Here is a 2,105-nt window from a genome sequence, read left to right on the forward strand (position 1 = left end):
AATGATAAGCCACTTTCAACCAGCTTTCTAATGACTGCTTGTTTATGATCTTCTGGATAATGCTTCACTCATAACTAACTTACCGCTCCCTGTTTTATTTTATGAAAAACTGAGGCGACAACTATCCTGACACAGGGGGATGGTAAAAACAATAACTGCTCGTACTCGTATTTTTTTAAGCTCTGCGTTTGAAACTTTATGGGCTTACGGAGTCAGCAGCGTGGCAGGTTTGCACCTTTTGGCCTAAGTGTATTTCGATAGCTAAAACAAATAAGGATAGGTGTCACACAGCCGACACCTGAAAAACTTTAACTGACATCCACCGGTAATCCCACCCAAAAGTTTTGACTGACATCCACCCAAAATTGACGTGCAAAATAGGGTTTTTACGATTTAACGAAATAGTTAATTCAAGTGAAGAGACCATGAAATTAGCACGAACGAGCTAGCAGCAGAGCTTGCTGGATTAAATCAACGGGTTAACCTGCTTAAGTGTTCAGGCTAAAAAAAGTACGTGCGCGGTGAAAATATCATTGATAAATCAGCGAAAATTAGCTGTAATGGCACGATAAAACTTACTGAGTAATGCAGGGATGGCTTAAGCGCGAAAGACAAGCCGATAAAATAGGCTCGAGATACCTTACGCCACCAAAAGCAAATTCCCATAGCATAAATAACACCAACTCTGACACATCGAGTAGGTAGCGGCTCAGTCCAACAAGCGATTATGCAGCACAAACAACGTGCCGCATAAATACTAAATAGTTAGGTAACTATGACCCCATCAACTCTTCGATTTTTTTTAGGGCTGGCATTGTTTTGCTTTTTGTCAGTTGTAATAATAAATATTTGCAGCCACTTTGGTATTGTGATTTTCAAGTCAATCACATTTTTTTTCAAGCCTTTGTCATATTAATGGCAATCCCATTGGTAAATATGTGTAATAAAACAATGCCTAATGGTAGTAATGGTAATCTGGTTCATATTTTTTCAGCTACAAATGGTAAGTATTTATTTGTATTGGCATTAATAACTATCTATGGATTTATAAACTTTTTTTACTTTATTCATAAAACGAAGCCATTTCCGAGAGGGGAAGCTCCTACAGATATAGTTAGCGGTATTTTTTCTTCACTCCAGATGGTTTTTGTGTTCTTAGAATATATTATTGCATCAGCTTTACTAAAAATCACTTATAAACATAAAGTTATCTGATAAGTGCCTAAACAAAAAGGGACACAAAACAGCAGGCTGAGCTCCTTCTTCGCTATTTTGCGCCGGTTAGGCAAGCGTTATTTAATAAATACTCTAACACGTTCTTGTCCAAAAAATGAGTTAGAGCGACAGTCTGTTTTTCGCTTATAACTGCCTGCCCGGTGAAATATGAACCTATTCATCAACGCTCCAACATCGCCCATACTCGCTCTAGTACCGTAGGTGGTTAGCAGTTTACGGTAATGCTTACTGGTATATTGTGAGCCTCTATCAGAGTGAAACACCAAGCCTTGTGATGGCTAACTTAAGTTATAAGCTTTCATCATAGCTTTGCTGACCAAGTCAGTCGTCATTCGCTTATCTATGTGCCAACGATTCGGCGTGAATATAAGTCCATAACAATGGCTAGGTACATCCAGCCTTCCCCTGTTTTTAAATACGTCACATCACCAGCCCAGACCTGATTTGGTGCAACAGGATTGAAGTTCTGATCCAGCAGGTTATCAGCAACGGCATCACTATGTTTACACTTGGTTGTGACTTTGTAGGCAACTCGCTGAGTTACAACTAAACCAAGCTTAGCCATTAACTTCTTAACGCCATATTCGCTGACGTTAAAGCCCTCCTTGCATAACCGCTTCTTCAGATCTCGATAACCCAAGCTATTTCTGCTTTGCTCGAAGATGACTTTGGCTCTTCGATACATATGCAAATGCTCTGCTGTAATAATTTTTGCGGGTCGCTTTAGCCAAGCATAATAGGCTGAGCGACTGACGTTCATTACTTTACAAAGCTTACTCACTGGAAATACTGAAGAGAGCTTCTTAACGGTTTTAAACGTTACTTGGTTTCCTTTAGCAGGAGGGCGCAGGCCTTTTTTAAGATCTCCT

1 pseudogene is annotated in these 2,105 nt (G+C 39.7%); it reads right to left on the minus strand.

Going from position 1 to position 2,105, the window contains the following annotated elements:
* Window positions 1–1,373: 1,373 nt before the first annotated feature.
* Window positions 1,374–2,105, minus strand: a pseudogene (locus CWC18_RS20255) (IS3 family transposase); the annotation flags it as partial.

This window comes from Pseudoalteromonas aurantia (assembly GCF_005886875.1).
Classification (GTDB): domain Bacteria; phylum Pseudomonadota; class Gammaproteobacteria; order Enterobacterales; family Alteromonadaceae; genus Pseudoalteromonas; species Pseudoalteromonas aurantia_A.